Source organism: Nostoc spongiaeforme FACHB-130, from assembly GCF_014698475.1.
In the GTDB taxonomy this organism is placed as follows: Bacteria; Cyanobacteriota; Cyanobacteriia; order Cyanobacteriales; family Nostocaceae; genus Nostoc_B; species Nostoc_B spongiaeforme.
In genome coordinates this window covers 43,219-58,068 of the sequence record NZ_JACJTB010000016.1, presented here as the reverse complement: position 1 = coordinate 58,068, position 14,850 = coordinate 43,219, and the positions used below count along the sequence as shown (strand labels likewise).

At 39.9% G+C, this 14,850-nt stretch carries 12 protein-coding genes and 1 other RNA gene; 7 read left to right on the top strand and 6 right to left on the bottom strand.

What is annotated here, in order from left to right:
- Window positions 1-133: 133 nt before the first annotated feature.
- On the bottom strand, window positions 134-763 hold the full coding sequence (locus H6G74_RS14175) for a TetR/AcrR family transcriptional regulator (RefSeq protein WP_190968272.1): 630 nt from the start codon (window positions 761-763) through the stop codon (window positions 134-136).
- Between the two features lie 91 nt (window positions 764-854).
- On the opposite strand from H6G74_RS14175, the gene H6G74_RS14170 reads away from it, so the two are divergent.
- From H6G74_RS14170 to H6G74_RS14155, 4 genes are all read left to right on the top strand, one after another.
- Window positions 855-2,282, top strand: coding sequence for an HlyD family secretion protein (locus H6G74_RS14170; protein WP_190968271.1), 1,428 nt, complete (start codon window positions 855-857; stop codon window positions 2,280-2,282).
- Between the two features lie 6 nt (window positions 2,283-2,288).
- Entirely contained in the window at window positions 2,289-4,340 is a 2,052-nt protein-coding gene (locus H6G74_RS14165; RefSeq protein ID WP_190968270.1) for an ATP-binding cassette domain-containing protein, read from the top strand.
- A gap of 154 nt (window positions 4,341-4,494) precedes the next feature.
- On the top strand, window positions 4,495-5,601 hold the full coding sequence (locus tag H6G74_RS14160) for an ABC transporter permease (protein WP_190968269.1): 1,107 nt from the start codon (window positions 4,495-4,497) through the stop codon (window positions 5,599-5,601).
- A 270-nt stretch (window positions 5,602-5,871) separates the two neighbouring features.
- Entirely contained in the window at window positions 5,872-6,993 is a 1,122-nt protein-coding gene (locus tag H6G74_RS14155; RefSeq protein ID WP_190968268.1) for an ABC transporter permease, read from the top strand.
- Between the two features lie 52 nt (window positions 6,994-7,045).
- Here the strand turns inward: H6G74_RS14155 and H6G74_RS14150 are convergent, their stop codons facing one another.
- Both H6G74_RS14150 and ssrS read right to left on the bottom strand, forming a co-directional pair.
- On the bottom strand, window positions 7,046-8,362 hold the full coding sequence (locus tag H6G74_RS14150; RefSeq protein ID WP_190968317.1) for an ATP-binding protein: 1,317 nt from the start codon (window positions 8,360-8,362) through the stop codon (window positions 7,046-7,048).
- A 428-nt stretch (window positions 8,363-8,790) separates the two neighbouring features.
- A non-coding RNA gene (ssrS, locus tag H6G74_RS14145) (6S RNA) lies at window positions 8,791-8,974 on the bottom strand.
- Between the two features lie 217 nt (window positions 8,975-9,191).
- Between ssrS and H6G74_RS14140 the strand changes: the two genes are divergently transcribed.
- Complete coding sequence (locus H6G74_RS14140) at window positions 9,192-9,647, top strand: EVE domain-containing protein (RefSeq protein WP_190968267.1); 456 nt, start codon at window positions 9,192-9,194, stop codon at window positions 9,645-9,647.
- Between the two features lie 120 nt (window positions 9,648-9,767).
- On the opposite strand, the gene H6G74_RS14135 is transcribed toward H6G74_RS14140, so the two are convergent.
- Window positions 9,768-10,907 carry a 5-(carboxyamino)imidazole ribonucleotide synthase gene (locus H6G74_RS14135; protein WP_190968266.1) on the bottom strand — a complete coding sequence of 380 codons (1,140 nt, stop codon included), beginning with the start codon at window positions 10,905-10,907 and terminating at the stop codon, window positions 9,768-9,770.
- Window positions 10,904-11,476, bottom strand: a complete 573-nt coding sequence (locus H6G74_RS14130) for a pentapeptide repeat-containing protein (RefSeq protein WP_190968265.1) — start codon at window positions 11,474-11,476, stop codon at window positions 10,904-10,906. Before H6G74_RS14130 ends, H6G74_RS14135 begins: the two co-directional genes overlap by 4 nt.
- A gap of 323 nt (window positions 11,477-11,799) precedes the next feature.
- Here H6G74_RS14130 and H6G74_RS14125 point away from each other — a divergent pair, with 323 nt between their 5' ends.
- Both H6G74_RS14125 and H6G74_RS14120 read left to right on the top strand, forming a co-directional pair.
- Entirely contained in the window at window positions 11,800-12,195 is a 396-nt protein-coding gene (locus tag H6G74_RS14125) for a hypothetical protein (protein ID WP_242051223.1), read from the top strand.
- A gap of 776 nt (window positions 12,196-12,971) precedes the next feature.
- Complete coding sequence (locus tag H6G74_RS14120) at window positions 12,972-13,295, top strand: slr1957 family protein (protein ID WP_449289972.1); 324 nt, start codon at window positions 12,972-12,974, stop codon at window positions 13,293-13,295.
- Between the two features lie 177 nt (window positions 13,296-13,472).
- On the opposite strand, the gene H6G74_RS14115 is transcribed toward H6G74_RS14120, so the two are convergent.
- Entirely contained in the window at window positions 13,473-14,708 is a 1,236-nt protein-coding gene (locus tag H6G74_RS14115) for a tetratricopeptide repeat protein (RefSeq protein ID WP_190968263.1), read from the bottom strand.
- Window positions 14,709-14,850: the final 142 nt, after the last annotated feature.

Genomic DNA, 14,850 nt, shown 5'->3' with positions numbered 1-14,850 from the left:
CTAACTGGGAAAATGGCTAGTTATCGCTAAAATTTGCAACATTGACTACCAAATTTAACGGGTAAATTCCTGAAATTCCTTCAATAAGAGCAACATAAAATCAAGTTAGGACTTACCGCACAAAGATTTTCAACTAAAGTGATTTAGACTGGCTCATTACTAAAGTCATCAAACTATCTAACAGGCGATCGCGCGACAAAGACAAAAGTTCTTTTCCATACATAATTTCCTGTAGAATTACATAAGAAACTAGCGAACCCATAAAGATATGAGCGATCGCTTCTGGGTCAGTAATATTTAATTCTAGATGAGATGCAAAATACTGACTCAATAAAAATCGACCACGTTGCACAACTGTTTGATTATAAAGCTTGGCAAGTTCAGGAAAGTTCTGTGATTCAGTAATCACTAGGCGCAACAGTGCCACATAATCAGGATTATCGGCAACTTTGGTTAAATAAGTTTCGCCAACTTGACGTAATAAACTGGCTGGCTCACCTTGTAATTCTGTGTTAGAAACAATACTTTGAAAACACCTGAGCGTTAACCTTTCCATTAACGCTGTAAACAGCCCTTCTTTATCTTGAAAGTGACTGTAAATTGTTTGTTTAGAAACTCTCGCTTCTGCACTCACCCTATCCATACTGGTTTTTGCGTAACCTTCGCGTAAAAATACTCGAATTGCACCTTGCAAAATTTGTTCTTGTTTTTGCGTAATTGCAGGTAACTCAATTTCCAGTGGGGATGTAGAGGTATGAGGCATGAAAAGTAAATTTTTTTGCTGATCTCTTGCTATATCATACTGGACAGTCTAGTATGATGACCAAAATATTTCGCCCATCCAGGATGCTACTATGACTCAGACTGCCCCAAATCCCCCGGAAAGTCTTACAAATGTCCCAGTATCCAAACCGCAGCATCGTAAAAAACCAATACCTTTAATCATTGGAGGTGTGGTGATAATTGCTGGTATTGGCTATGCAGTCTGGCACAGTCAACCCCAAGGTACAACAAATGTGCTGAAAGTTAGCGGTCGCATTGAGGGTTATGAAACCGAAATTGGGGTGAAGCGTTCCGGCAGAATTGAGTCAATTGCCATGCGAGAAGGTACGGCTGTCAAAAAGGGGCAAGAATTAATCACAATGGATGACAGCGATGACCAACTTTTACAAGACCAATTGCGTGGTGCAGAAGCGAGGATAGCATCGGCTGAATCGGATGAACAGCAAGCAATTTCTGATGTTGAACGAGTAGAAAGAGAAATTCAAGAAATTACCAGTCAAATTAACGAAGCCAAACTGAATTTACGCCAATCTCAAGGCGATACCCAAGGCAGAATTGAGCAAGCACAATCAAATGTCGCCGCCGCCAAAGCGATATTAGTCCAGGCAGAAGCCCAAGTTAAACAAGCAACAGCAGAAGTAAATTTAGCACGAGTCAACCGCGATCGCTATGCCAAATTAGTCAAAGAAGGGGCGATTAATCAACAACAATTCGACCAAGCCCAAACCACCCTAGACACAACCATCGCCACCTTAGAAGCACGAAAAGCAGCAGTTAACGCCGCAAATCAGCAGTTGAGTGCAGCCGAAGGGGCGCTAACCCAAGCCAAAACCACAGGCTTTAACCCCGATATTCGCAATGCCCAGTTAACAGCCTTAGTCCGCAAACAACAGCAAAGCACTGCCCAACTGAAATCTGCACAAGCTAAAGTTAAATCTGCACAGGCTAAAGTCAAAGATGCCCAAGCCGCCAAACAACAAATCCTCACCCAAATTGCCGACTCTAAAAAAGATTTAAACGTCCTCAGCCCCATAGATGGCGTAGTTACAGCCCGGAGTGCCGAACCAGGGGCAGTAGTGAACAGCCAAACAAAGATATTGACCATTGTTGACCCCAAAACATTGTATTTTCGCGGTTTTATTCCCGAAGGCGATATTGGCAAAGTGCGCTTAGGACAAACCACAAAAATTATCCTAGATTCTGCACCAGACAAACCCTTGCAAGGCAAAGTCATTGCCATCGATCCCCAAGCTTCCTTTACACCAGAAAATATTTACTTCCAAAAAGATAGAGTCAGACAAGTCGTCGGTATTCGCGTTGAAGTCACAAACCCCGATGGTTGCTTTAACCCCGAAAATCCCTACGCCCAATCAGATTTGCCCTGCGCCAAAATTGGGATGCCGGCTGATGGGGAGATTCAGTTGAAGGGAGTGGGGAGTAGGAAAGATACTTGTTTGCCAACTTTTGATAACTCTCTGCGCCTCCGCGTCTCTGCCTGAAAAATTATGACACAGCAACCCACCATCATACCACCATCATCCAGCCCCACCACAACCGCCATCAAAGTACAAGCATTACACAAACACTATGGCAACTTAGCAGCAGTTCGAGGCATTGATTTCAGCGTCCAAAAAGGCGAGATGTTTGGACTCATCGGCCCTGATGGGGCAGGGAAAACCACCACCTTTCACATTTTGGGCGGGGTGATGGAAGCAACCGCCGGGGAAGTGCAGATATTTGGACAGCCTGCGCGAGATGCACGGTTAATCACGGGTTATCTTACTCAACAGTTTTCGCTGTATTTAGACTTGAGTATTGATGAAAATCTGCTTTACGCGGCAGGTTTGCGGCAAGTAGGGGATGATTTGCTGCGGGAACGCCGCCAGAAATATTTAAAATTAATGAGTTTGGATAGGTTTGGCGATCGCTTGGCGGGACAATTGTCTGGAGGAATGAAACAAAAGCTGGCATTGTGTTGTGCTTTAGTTTCTCAACCAGAAGTTTTGTTATTAGATGAACCTACCACGGGCGTTGATCCTGTTTCCCGGCGAGAATTTTGGGATGTGTTAGCGGAACTTTCCGCCGAGGGGATGACAATTGTTGTGGCGACACCTTACCTCGACGAAGCCGAACGCTGTCACCGTGTGGCTTTGATGTACAGTGGGCAAATTCATGAAATTGGCACACCCGCAGATTTACGCGCTAACTTGGGCTTGCATCGCTTAGAAGTGCGAACCGGCAATTTAACAGCCACTGAAGAGATACTTTCTCAGACTGTACAAAACAATATTATAGATGTGCAGATTTTTGGCGATCGCTTGGATGTCCTCGTACCTGATTTAGATGCGGGAGAAACAGAAGTCCGCCAACTCTTACAACAACATAATTTACCCGCACCCAGCATCGAACGTGGCAAACCCACATTAGAAAACGTCTTCGTCACGCGCCTGCGTCAACAAGGTTCTGTACCGCAGTTTTTTCCCTTCCCGCGTTCGCGGAAAAGGGGAGTGGGGAGTTGGGAGTTGGGAGTTGGGAGACAAGGGGGACAAGAGGGAAGTATTGACTCAGCACTCAGCGAGAAGTTGCGTGCGGGGGTTCCCCCCGTTGAGCAAACTTCGGTGACTCAGCACTCAGCACTCGCCATATACGCCCACAAACTGAGTCGGGTTTTTGGTAAATTCCGCGCTGTCAAAGATGTGAATGTTGAGGTGCGCTACGGGGAAATATTTGGGTTATTAGGTGCTAACGGTGCGGGAAAAACCACCACAATCAAAATGTTGTGCGGACTGTTAGAAACCAGTGGTGGAGAAATTTCTCTGGGTGGTGAAACAGGAAATCTGCGGAGTGCAGACTTGCGGCGACGCATTGGGTACATGAGTCAAAAATTCACCCTCTATGATGATTTAACCATTTTGCAAAACCTCGAATTTTATAGCGGAGTTTACGGTGTACCGCGCAAACTACGGCGAGAAAAAATTGATTGGGTAATTGCTACCTGCGGCTTAGAAGGACAAGAAAATCTGGTTACTGGACAGTTACCAGGAGGTTGGAAACAGCGCGTAGCTTTTGGTGCTTCCGTGATGCACGAACCAGATATTTTATTTTTAGATGAACCGACATCGGGCGTAGATCCCTTGGCGCGTCGTCAGTTTTGGAAGTTAATTAATGATTTCGCCCGTAACGGTACAGCCATTTTAGTGACAACTCACTATTTAGAAGAAGCGGAACAGTGCAACCGGATGAGTTTTATGGTTGCAGGGGAAACCGTCGCTGAAGGTTCACCCAGTTCAATTAAAGCTTCCCAACCAGGCAAATTAATCGAAATTATTGTGAATCAAAATCAAACCGCTTCCCAGTTACTCAAACAACACTTCGACTCTTGGCGCATCTCGATTTTTGCTAATAGTTTACACGTTGTTTTAGATAATCCTGAACAAGAAATCAACAAAATAAATCAACTATTAAAAGCCAATCAAATTCAAATTCATTCTCTCCGCCCCGTACCCTTCTCTTTAGAAGATGCGTTTATTGGTATAGTAGAACGCTCTCAAACATAAATACTAAGGAAGTGGGGAGTATAGCAATCCTAAATCATTTGTGAGATTCTCTTTCTTTTCCTCTTTCTCTTTCTTTGTGTCCTTTGCGCCCTTTGCGGTTCGTTAAAAAGAATACTTTTTCACAACTCAGATAGGATTGCTATAGGAGAAATATATGAAAAAAATCATCGCTCAATGTATTAAAGAAATCACCCAATTTCGCCGCGATCGCCTCACTTTAGCCTTAGCCTTTATATTACCATTTATCACCCTGATTATTTTCGGCTTTGCTATCAGATTAGAAAGTAAAGATATCCCTTTAATAGTGCAGGATTTTAACCGGACAAACCTCAGCAGTAGCTACATAGAAAGATTATATGCCACCAATCAATTTATCCCCAAACAATGGACTGGTGGCAATCCCATACGTGATGCCATAGATAAAGGAATTGCCAAAGCGGCTGTAATTATTCCGCCTGATTTTAGTCGTGATATTCAAGCAGGTAAACACACAACAATACAAGTTTTAATTGATGCCACTGATGTGAACAATGCGCGGGTAATTAGAAATAGTATTCAAAGAGTCACAAACTTTTTTATGCAGCATCATGGATTATTACCAGCAAATAATAGTATTACAGCCAGAATGCGTTTGTGGTTTAACCCTGGCCGATTAGAATCACTGTATATTGTGCCGGGAGTCTATGGCGTTGTCTTGTGGATTTTTCCTTCATTGTTAGCTGCGATCGCAATGGTAAGAGAAAAAGAAAAAGGTACAATTATCCAAGTCTATGCGTCTAGTATTAGCGCCACCGAACTCTTACTTGGTAAAGGATTAGCCTACTTATTAATTGCTATCACAGAAACTTTAATTGTAATGATATTAGGCTCTATTATTTTTCAAGTTTGGCTTGTTAGCAACTCCATAACTTTAATAATTGGAACGCTACTATTTCTGATAGATAGTGTCTTCTTTGGCTTACTTATAGGAGTACGTAGCAGTAACCAAAATGCTGCCGTTCAAGGCGTTTCCCTCGTTGGATTTATCACATCATTATTATTATCAGGTTTTATTTATCCCCTCAATAACATTCCTTTCCCCTTATCATTAGCGCCTAACGTAGTTCCAGCACGTTACTACATAGATATTACCCGTGATGCTTTTGTACGTGGTACAGGCTTTGCCGGAGTTTGGTTTGATTTACTCATGCTAACAGTCTTGGGCTTATTCTTCTTTAACGTATCACGCCGCATTTTAAGCCGAATGCAATTACCGAATTAACTTCTATTTGTTGGGTCTTTGGATAAGACGAGTAAGAACACCCATATCACAACTAAATTTAAAACATAATTTTATCGGAAGTTATTAATCTTAAAAGACTATAGCATTCTTAAATAATTTGTGAAATTTCTATATCTCTTTCTTCTTTCTTACCTTTGCGCCCTTGGCGTTCTTGGCGGTTCGTTTCCTTAGCGATATTTTTCCCTACTCATTTAGGATTACTATTTTTTCTCTTTGTGTCCTTAGCGTACTTTGCGATTATTTAAAATCATGAAACTTATCCAAAGATTATTCAACAGCCCATTTTGGGCATTAGTCAAAAAAGAAATTAGTCAAATTTTACGCAACAAACAATTAATAGTTTTACTAATAGTCCCGCCCACAATTCAACTATTATTGTATGGATTTATCTTAAATCCTGATGTGCATAACTTACGCTTAGGTGTCATCGATTATGCCAACGTCAGCGCCAGCCGTGAGTTAGTTTCAGCTATGACATCTAATCGCATTTTTACCCTGGAATCTGTACCAAGCAGTGAAAAAGATTTGAGTCGCCAGGTAGAAGAAGGTAAATTAGATGTCGGAGTCATAATTCCCCCTGATTTTGCACGTCAACTCGCCCAAAAATCAGCAGAAATTCAAGTATTTATTGATGCCGTAAATGCTAATACCGCCGGAATTGCTGGTAATTATATGAATCAGATTATTCAGCAATATAATTGGCATTTAACTGAGGCGCGAGTCAGTCCCCCAATTTCACCGGAAGTTGTTTTTCTCTACAACCCTGGATTAACTAGTAGCTGGTTTTTTGTACCAGGAGTTATGGGTTTAGTTCTGACATTAATTGGTACATTAGTTTCTGCAATCACTGTTGTGCGAGAGAAAGATACGGGAACTTTAGAACAATTATTGATGACTCCGGCGGCGAACTGGCAAATTTTACTATCAAAAATTGTGCCTTTAGCTGTGTTATTACTCGGCGATGTTCTACTCGCTTTGACATTAGCCACAGTAGTATTCCATGTTCCATTTCGGGGAAATTTTCTCCTGTTTTTTGGCTTGTCGAGTATGTATGTGTTTGTCGGGATTAGTTTAGGGATTATGTTGGCGACTGTTTGTCGTTCGCAACAGCAAGTAGTCCTGACATCGTTCTTCATCAATTTACCAATGGTACAGACTTCTGGTGCGATCGCACCAATTGAAGCCATGCCACCTTTCTTTCAAATTGTGTCTTTACTCAATCCCCTACGCCATTACATCGCCATTGTCCGAGGAATTTTACTCAAAGGAGTCGGGTTAGATGTACTGTGGATGAATGTTTTAGCATTAATAGCCTTTGCAGTAGTTTTATTAACTATTAGTATTAACAAGTTTCGCAGCCAATTAAGCTAAATATAGCAATTCTAAATAATTTACAAATATCTCTCTCCCTTGTCTCCCTTGTTCACATATCCAACAAAACTCCTACATCTGCCGACACTGGTTGCACTGGCTGAATTTGCAGCGTTTTCTTGATAGTAAAAAAGAATGTACTACCTTGATCAACTGTTGATTCTACCCAAGTAACTCCTCCATACATTTCAACAATCTTTTTGACGATAGATAAGCCGATTCCTGTGCTTGTGGGGTCTTCAGTACTAGATAATTTTTGAAAAATCTGGAATATCTTCGTAAAATATTTCTCCTCAATCCCAATGCCATTATCTGTCACACTAATTTGCCAATACTCTGCTTTTTCCTGACAAGCAATAATAATCTTTCCTTGGGGTTTACCTAAAAACTTAATGGCATTACTTAATAAATTCTGAAAAACCTGCTCAATTTTAGTTTTTTCACAGTAAATAGTTGGTAAATTTTCACTGACTTCGATTTGAATATCCTTACTTGGTTCTAAAATTTCAATTACATCTGTAATTATGTTATGCAGATTAACTTCTCTTTTTTCTTCCCTAATCCGTCCAACTCTGGAATATTCTAAAATGCTATCAATCAAATTCTGTAACTTCTTCACTCTTTTGATAATTTTGTTGATTAAATCTTTGCCTTCCTCATCAAATTTATCGGCATAGTCATTGATTAACCATTCTGATAATAAACCAATGCCTCTTAATGGAGCTTTTAAGTCATGGGAAACTATATAAGCAAAATCATTCAATTCTTGATTGGTATTTTTCAATTCTTGCAATAATTCAGCCATTCTTCCTTGAGATTTCTGGCGTTGCATAATCTCCGCTTGCAGTTGCTTATTTGCTGTGGCTAGTTCAATAGTGCGTTGTTCTACAAGTTCTTCTAAGCGTTCTTTGTATTGGCGTAACTCATTTTCTACTAACTTACGTTCTGCAATTTCCACTTGCAAAGCCTGATTTGCTGCTTCAAGTTGTGCGGGACTTGGTAAAGTTAATGCTTGCGGCAATAAAGGTATTAAAGTCAATACAGTATAAAAAGAAATAATTGCTGTTAGTGCCTTGATTGTTCCTGATAACCAATAATAAGGATACCACAGGGTCAATATTTCCATTAAATGAGTTGTGCCACAAGAAATAATAAATGCACTGAATAAAACAAAAATATTTTTAAATGGTACATCTTCTCTTTTACGAATAAAATATACCAACATCAAGGGAATTGAATAATAAGAAAATGAAATTATACAATCTGACAAAATATGTAGCCATACTAATTCCGGCTGCCACAAATAACAATGCCCATGCGGAATGAAATTTTGTGATAGGAAAAAATCAAAAAAATGCTCCACTTGAATACTCCAGATTCTGAATTAACACATATTTATAGGCAAAATTCGCGCACCATAAAAATTATATTTCCATACGGTTCAGTTAATGTTTTAATCTTCTTTATGTGAATTTGATGAGTGCTTTTTGACCTCACCCCCAGCCCCTCTTCTACTCCTTCTTAAAAAATGGGGCTAATAACCCTCTTTTACCCTCTTTTTAAATTGGTTTGCTGTAGGCGTTAGGCTCTTAACTGAACTGTATTGAGTTATATTTATGCACTATTTTAATGTGGTCAGTCTACTAAAATTTAAGGTTTACTTTATAAATCGCCTTTTAAAGCTTACTATCATAATGAGACTAAAATGTTAGAGATAAATAATGATTTTTTATAATTTTTCTCATACCAATAACTAAAGCTCCCAAATTTTTATTAAATTTGGGAGCTAAAAATTTTAAGTTCACCGCAACGCCGTTTTACCTAAGTTTATGACCTGGTTAAACCAGGTGGGTACTGATGTTGCTCGTTTAAAGTTTCCGGGTACAAGCCCGGTCTACTGCCACGAGAACTATTTAGTTCCCTTTTCTTTAAAGACATAGATCAAAAAACTTGATGGCAGTCACCAACGTCGCAGTGCAACTAACTCATTATAGCCTTCTCATCCGGCTTGTGTGTTTAATATAAGGATTTTTTGACAAACAACTCCAGGACTTACGCACAAGGGTTGTCTGTAAAGCATGGGTGTAAGGGTTTTGAACACCTGCACCTTTGCTAAAATCTTGATTTTTCGTTTTCTTGCGTCAGTCTTAATAATATGAAATGGTAGATTAGAAAGTCTGTGTCTTCTTGTCTTGTCGATGAATTATTGGCTGATGAAATCGGAACCAGATGTTTATGGCATTGCTGACCTTCAAAAGCAGGGTGAAACAGTCTGGGATGGTGTGAGGAATTACCAAGCACGCAACTATATGCGTCAAATGCTGATTGGGGATTTAGTGTTTTTCTATCACTCTAATACTGCTTTTCCTGGTATTGCTGGGTTAATGCGTGTAGCCAAAACAGGTATTTCTGACCCGACGCAATTTGACTCAGATAGCAAATACTATGATCCGAAATCAACGCCTGAAGCACCACGCTGGCAAACAGTTGTGGTAGAGTTTGTAGAAGTGTTTGACCAACCTATTTTGCTATCAACTCTGAAAGAGAAATTTAGCCCAGATGAGTTAACAGTGGTGAAAACAGGTAATAGGTTATCAGTTATGCCTGTAAGTGAAAATGTCGCCCAGAAAATTCTGGCAATGAAAGCAGGTTAAGTCTTGGGTTTCAGTTAAATTACGCTTAGACCTTCTACTATCCAATTCCCCTTACGGGAACTATACCTTCCGCTTTCCACAGAATTTATCTCTCTTGTCTTCCACATCCCTAAGCGTAATTCATCCGGGATACCAAATAGATTCTAGGGTGTGGGCTAGATGATTTGCAGTTTCTGGGTTATATTCATCTAGCAAAACTGTAACATGCCCCAATTTCCGCCCAGGACGAGATGCGGTTTTGCCGTACCAGTGAACGCTGGCTTGGGGAATGGCGGCTAATTGTTGGCGCTGGCTTTGATATTCACTCTCGGAATTTTCATATCCCAGCAAGTTGACCATAATAGCCATTTGACAGTGTAAATCAGGATTGCCCAAAGGTAAACCACACACGGCTCTGAGGTGTTGTTCAAATTGGGAAGTTTCGCAAGCATCTATTGAGAAATGTCCTGAATTGTGGGTGCGGGGGGCTATTTCGTTGACTAAGACTTGGCCTTGTTTGGTGAGAAATAGTTCTATGCCAAAAACGCCGACTACTTCTAGGCTATTTAATAAGGTATGAGCGATCGCTTGACTTTGTTCGGCTTGATTAGGTGTAATATCCGCAGGTGCTATCACGCGCCGACAAACTTGTTGTTCTTGTTGAGTTTCTACCACTGGATAGATAACCACTTCACCATTTAAAGAACGGGCTGCAATTACCGCTAGTTCCCGTTCAAATGGCACAAATTCTTCAATTAAAAACTGTGATTGATTTGCTGCTTGAGCTAATTTTTCCTGTAAACTGGCTAAATCTGGGATAATAAATGTGCCTTGTCCGTCGTAACCGTGACGACGAGATTTTAAGACAACCGGAAAACTTAAATCTTCTAGCTTGGATGCTAAATTATCAACATCATCCACAGCAAAAAATTGCGGTACAGGTAAACCTAAATCTCGCAAATAACAACGCTGATGATATTTATCTAATAACGGTGATAAAGCTTGTAACCTGGGGCGGAAGCAAACACCTCGATTTGCTAATAAACCTAAAGCATCAAGGTCAACAAATTCATTTTCAAAGGTGATGATATCACTTTTTTCGGCTAATATTTCTGTGGCTTTGGCATCATCAATTGCCGCAAAAACTGCATCTTGGGCAACAGCTACAGCCGGGTCAAATTTACTAGGAGTCTGTACAATTAATTCTACTCCTAGTTTTTGCGCTGCATCTCCCATCATCCAGGCTAGTTGCCCACCACCAATTACACCAACACGCTTCATCGACATCCTAAAGATTCACGGGTATCTACGCCAGTCTTGGAATTTACACCACTGGCTTTACTGCACAGTTCTTTGATTTGCGCTCTATCCAAAACTGCATCGGTGAAGTCTGCACCTTGAATATTCACATCTGTAAACAGGGCGCGAAGTAACAATGCTTCTTTTAAAATGGCATCGCTTAAATCTGCCCCTGTTAAGTTTACCTGATCAACCATCGCATTAGTTAAATCGGCTTGATGAAGATTGGCTTTTGTCATCACTGAAGCACTTAAGACGGCTCCGCGCAAGTCAGCACCAGTAAAGTTAGCCATTTCCATATTCGCGTTAGAAAATTCCGCCGCTTGCAAAGTTTCTCCCGAAAAGTCTCTTCTCGCCAACTGTGCATTACTAAATGACAAGGGATGAGTCCAGTCTACTGCTAAGGCGGGAGCAGGTAGAAGGCAGAGAGTAAGAATACTCAATATCAAAGCCGGAATGGGATTTATTTCTCTGTGATGATTGATTTTTATGTAAATCAGGCAAAATAATAAAATTCCTAAAAGTAATGCTAATCCTGACTGGCACAACATAATTTGTTCTTCAGCTATAGTCGGTGACTTTAGCTTAACATTTTGTAATCTTAGGCGATCGCTAAAACATTGCCGTGAAAGTGAAACAGATAAGGGAGAGGGATGTTTGTCAAAAAGTTTAAGAGAGGGAATTTTCGATTTTCATATCTGGATTCAGCAACGCCAGAATTTCTATAGTGCATAAACAATTGCAGTCATACATATCTAGTTGATGTAGAGACAGTAAATTGGTGATGTCAATGAAAAACTTAACTTTAAACTCAAAGATAATTCTAGGAAGTTTTATCAGCCTCAGCTTCCTCTGCGTTAACCCTCAACCTTCAATGGCACAAATTAATTGTAACGTAGTGGAATCATTTGGTAATACTTACAATTCCCAGATTTTAAGAGCAGTAAATGACCGCCTAGCAGGAGAAGATATAAATGTCAGTCGCCGCAAAGATTTAGAAATCAATCGTGTAGAAAGCATTTCTTTTAATGGTTGTCGGATCACAGCTAAAGCCAATGTAACATTAGAAAGAAAAATCCGCCGAGATGCTCACGGGATTGTGACAGTAAGAGCAGATATCACCTCTTTTAGTTTACCGAATCGACAATTATGTTATGACAATGCAAAAGTAACTGATGTGAGTTTGAGTAGAACACTTAATATTGGGGAAGCAGTTTATAAATTAGTAGCAAATACAATATTCCCCAATCAAGAATGCTTAAGAGTCTAATGCTCAAATTCCCTCGCTAGAGGGAGCAAGTGATGAGTAATGAGTGATAAGTGATGAGTAAATACTCATCACTTATGGGAAATCAAATTATAGGACTCATATTTGATTTATGAAAAAAACCAGTACACCTAGGTCAGGCTTTTTTCCTACTCCCTACTCCCCATTCCCTACTCCCTGCCTACACAACTAGATTCGGAAATCAAATCGGATTCCTATAGATTAATATATATAACCAAAGGCTGATTTTTATCACTAAATATAAATTACTGCGAACGCTCACTTTAAACTTTACAATTCTTGATTTAAAAAATTGCATTTTGCGATATAAGTATTCTTATTAAAGAAATTTATAAGTTGTTAATCATGAGAACATCTCATCAATAAACATCAACAAGGAATATTCCCTACTCGCTGATAAATTAATTAGTTACATTTCTTTATGATTGATTTTCCAAGTAAAGTTTATTAACTTTTGCTGTTAACCTTAATTCTCCCCTGTTAGTCTTCTTATTAAGGTGAGTGAGTCAGCGTTGCTTGAGCATATTAATTATCTGTCTTGGATGCTTGACCAGCTACACCAGAGGAGAATTAACTTTAGTTTCATAAATAGTTGCTTGGCTATTACAAGAAGGCAGGAGGAAAGGAAAGTTCAAGAGGTTACAAAATAGGTTTTAACCTTTTTTAACGGTTGGTTTATTTCTGTTGCCACTTGTTAGCGAAAAACCCATCAGTTTATATTCAGCAACTACTCAAAATTCGCAAGCAGTATTAGACAAATGATGAAACATTATTCTCTGGAATGGATTGAAGCTTGGTGCCAAGAAAATGGCTGGACAGAGTTATTTGTAGAGCGACGCAACAATTATTGGGCGTTTCCTCCTGGTGGAGTTATGCCAGAACCAATTCCGTCTCATGTGTTGAGAGGAATTAAAGCGGAAAAAGGACTCACCGTTGAAGAAAGAATTTGGTCATTTTCGGCTGTAATGGGTACGGTTGTAGCTGTCGTTAGCACCTTTATACTCAGATGTCCTATGCCTTTGGTATTGGCCTTTGCCTTTAACGCTGTAACGGTTGCTCAATTTGAATTAGAGGATGTTTAACGGTTAAGGTGGTCATTTGTCCTCTCTTACAAAGTTCTGAGCGGAGGCTTCCTCCGCTCAGACTTTGCGCTTTGTTCTTAGTCATTGGCAAGGTTTCGAGATTTACGTTTTGTAACCTAATTTTTGTTGAATTACCAAATGACAAATGACGAATGACTATTGACAAATGACAAATGACTATTGCCCAGATTCTTTTGATACTTTTTCTATTTGTTGAGTAAAGTAAGATTCCTCGTGTTTGATTTGCTGTGCTAGTTGTAAGCCTTGTTGAAAGGCTGAGAGTGCTTGAGGATAATCTTTTTGTTGTAAATAAATTTGCCCAATTTGGTCGTAAGCTTGCATTAAACCGTAAGAGTTATATGCTTTGCCTTGGGTTGCGATGAGAATTTGACTGGTTTGTAATGCTGCGTCGATTTGTCCTTGGGAACGGTAAAGGACAATTAATTTTTGTAAAGCTTCCGCCGCTAAAACAAATTGTTGTGATTCCCAAGCGGTTGTATAAGCTTGTTGATAGTTGTTAAAAGCCTCTTGAATTAGGCTAGGATTTTCTTTGGCTAAAGATTCGTAATTACTAGCGATCGCTAATTTTAATTGTGGTAATTTGAGAATATTTTCCGGGTCAGTATACAGTAACGCTAATTTATTTAAGGTATCTATAGCCTGTTGTGGTTGTTTGCTTTGCTCGTAGACATAAGCTAACTGTTGTAGATATGTTACCTCGCTGGTGCGATCGCCACCAACAGTCGCTAGATTGAATAACTCTTGATAGGTGGCTGCGGCTTGGGGATAATCGAACCAAGCTAGGTTTAATTCGGCGATGGTTTGGAGTGTAGATAACTCTGCGGTTTGATCTTGTTGCTGGCGTACAGTCGTCAAAATTTGATTGTAAACTTCTAAAGCATTTTTGGGCGATCGCACATTTTGATAAGCTGCACCTAAAGCCTGCAATAATTCTAAATTTACGCCTTGTTGAGCAATGGTTTTGGGTGATAAAGCCTGTTTTTGAATTGCTTGTAACCTTTGAGTTACATAAAATATTTCTTGACGGTCATTTTGATTCCAAGCGATCGCACCTACTCTAGATAAAGCTTCAATTTCCGGTATCGTACCCAAATATCGCCGCAAGCGTATTTCCCGGTTCCAAATTTCAAACGCCGTGACTTTATCTCCCGCTTGTAACGTCGCTGCTGCTTGTTGATTTAATTCATCTAACGCAGTGGCTAAAGTTTGCTGTTCCTGTGCCGTTAACGGTTCTTTATCAACCGAAGGCCGCACTAAAGGATCAGGTGTGGTAACTTCTAAAGGACTAGGGGGAAATTTATCTGCTTGACTAGGATCTTTAGTTGCCGCCAGGGTGACAGAGTTATTTAATAAGATAGAAAAAATTGCGATCGCACATAAGCGCCTGAGCATAAATACTTTACCCGACTAAATAATTAAATGGTAACTATAGGAGTGACGCATAAAATTTGGCTAACGATCACCATCCAAGTATTTAAACCCGAATCTTTGTCACGATGGTTGATCTTAACATCTGATTCTTGAAAAAACCTGC

Bases quoted from the DNA above. Each gene is read 5' to 3' on its own strand.
- H6G74_RS14175 (WP_190968272.1), bottom strand. From the start codon at position 763: ATGCCTCATACCTCTACATCCCCACTGGAAATTGAGTTACCTGCAATT.
- H6G74_RS14170 (WP_190968271.1), top strand. From the start codon at position 855: ATGACTCAGACTGCCCCAAATCCCCCGGAAAGTCTTACAAATGTCCCA.
- H6G74_RS14165 (WP_190968270.1), top strand. From the start codon at position 2,289: ATGACACAGCAACCCACCATCATACCACCATCATCCAGCCCCACCACA.
- H6G74_RS14160 (WP_190968269.1), top strand. From the start codon at position 4,495: ATGAAAAAAATCATCGCTCAATGTATTAAAGAAATCACCCAATTTCGC.
- H6G74_RS14155 (WP_190968268.1), top strand. From the start codon at position 5,872: ATGAAACTTATCCAAAGATTATTCAACAGCCCATTTTGGGCATTAGTC.
- H6G74_RS14140 (WP_190968267.1), top strand. From the start codon at position 9,192: ATGAATTATTGGCTGATGAAATCGGAACCAGATGTTTATGGCATTGCT.
- H6G74_RS14135 (WP_190968266.1), bottom strand. From the start codon at position 10,907: ATGAAGCGTGTTGGTGTAATTGGTGGTGGGCAACTAGCCTGGATGATG.
- H6G74_RS14130 (WP_190968265.1), bottom strand. From the start codon at position 11,476: ATGTTGTGCCAGTCAGGATTAGCATTACTTTTAGGAATTTTATTATTT.
- H6G74_RS14125 (WP_242051223.1), top strand. From the start codon at position 11,800: ATGGCACAAATTAATTGTAACGTAGTGGAATCATTTGGTAATACTTAC.
- H6G74_RS14120 (WP_449289972.1), top strand. From the start codon at position 12,972: ATGATGAAACATTATTCTCTGGAATGGATTGAAGCTTGGTGCCAAGAA.
- H6G74_RS14115 (WP_190968263.1), bottom strand. From the start codon at position 14,708: ATGCTCAGGCGCTTATGTGCGATCGCAATTTTTTCTATCTTATTAAAT.